The organism is Vibrio sp. JZG10, assembly GCF_054064075.1.
On sequence record NZ_JBSUGE010000054.1, the window covers coordinates 1 to 1,681 of the forward strand.

Annotated in this window: 2 protein-coding genes; one reads left to right on the top strand and one right to left on the bottom strand. The window is 42.8% G+C overall.

The window, feature by feature from the left end:
• The coding region (gene tnpA, locus ACWYVB_RS24055; protein WP_262679630.1) for an IS200/IS605 family transposase at nt 1-413 on the bottom strand (413 nt) is incomplete at its 3' end.
• Nucleotides 414-469: 56 nt separating this feature from the next.
• On the opposite strand from tnpA, the gene ACWYVB_RS24060 reads away from it, so the two are divergent.
• A complete protein-coding gene (locus tag ACWYVB_RS24060) occupies nt 470-1,612 on the top strand; it encodes an RNA-guided endonuclease TnpB family protein (RefSeq protein WP_457530437.1) in 1,143 nt (380 codons plus the stop codon).
• The last annotated feature ends 69 nt before the right edge of the window (nt 1,613-1,681 follow it).

Here is a 1,681-nt window from a genome sequence, read left to right on the forward strand (position 1 = left end):
TGACTTTCCACATAAGCTTTTAATGTTTCAATAGTCGCACCGCCAGCAGTACAAGCAAAGTATGAACGAGACCATAGGGCGGAGGTTTTACTCTGCCTTGTAAGGTGTGTGTTTTGTAGTCGTAGCATACGAGATGAAACTGCTTTTAAGTTGTTAACCATTACGCTGATTGAAAGTTTTGGAGGGTATGAGATCAGTAAATGAACATGATCCTGTTCACCATCCATTTCTATCAATTCACATTCGAGTTTTACACACGCTGACTCAAAAGCTTCCCTTAACTGTTCAATCATAACTCCAGTAAACAACTTGCGTCTGTACTTCGTTGTAAATACCAGATGAACAACCAATTTGCTCACGCTGTGCCTTTTTCTGAGGTAGTCTTGAAGTAACTCTTTGTTGTGCGCACTCACTTTACAATATCCGCATAAGACAATAATATAAATAAATTATACATGTGAGCACTGAAATGTTAAGAGCAACAAAAATACGCATTTACCCAACGCAAGAACAAGCTGAGTTTTTAATCGCTCAGTTTGGCGCCGTGCGTTTTGCGTATAACAAAGCTCTGCATTTAAAATCGCACATGTACCGCAAGCATGGTGTCACACTGAATCCAAAAAAGGATATAAAACTACTGCTTGCCGTTGCCAAGAAATCCCGCAAATATCAATGGTTGAAGGAATATGATTCAATCGCCTTACAGCAATCAGTGATCAATCTTCACCAAGCCTTCGATAACTTCTTTAATCCGAAGTTGAAAGCCAAGTATCCACAATTCAAACGTAGACATGGCAAGCAGTCGAGCTATCACTGTGTGGGTGTAAAGGTACTTGATGGATCAATTAAGCTTCCCAAAATGAAACCTATCGAGGCGAATGTTCACCGTGAGATTGAAGGTGTGGTTAAAAGCATCACAGTGAGCCTGAGCAAGACAGGCAAGTTCTACGCATCAATCCTTGCGGATGATGGAGTAGAAGCCTTAACACCACTCCACACGGTAAGAACAGTGACAGGTGTCGATCTGGGATTGTCTCATTTTGCGATTGAGTCAAACGGCAGAAAGACAGCTAACCCAAGATTTGTAAAACGCGCAGAGAAGAATCTCAGACGTAAGCAGCGTCAGCTATCCAGAAAAGCAAAAGGCAGTGCTAATCGCGCAAAAGCTCGAATACTTGTAGCTAAATGCCATGAAAAGGTAGCGAATGCTCGCGCTGATTTTCAACACAAACTCTCTCGAACTCTCGTTGACGAAAACCAAGCGGTGATAGTTGAGACATTGAAATCAGCAAATATGATGAAAAGCCGCAAACTAGCGAAACATATCGCTGATGCCTCATGGCATAGCTTTGTTGCGAAACTGGAATACAAACTGAAAGAGCAAGGTAAGCACCTAGTAAAGCTAGACCAGTGGTACGCCAGTTCTAAGACATGCCACTGTTGCGGTCATAAAATGGAAGACATGCCCTTATCGGTTCGCAAATGGGATTGCCCATCTTGCGGTACAACGGATATTGATCGCGACTTAAATGCCGCCCTCAATATTCGTGATAAAGGCATTCTAGAATTAAAGGCGGCTGGACGGTCGTTTCTGCTTATGGAAGCTGCGTAAGTCTCGATACTATCGAGCAACGGCTAACGAAATAAGAAGCATCGCCTGATAAGGCGGTGAGAAGTCACC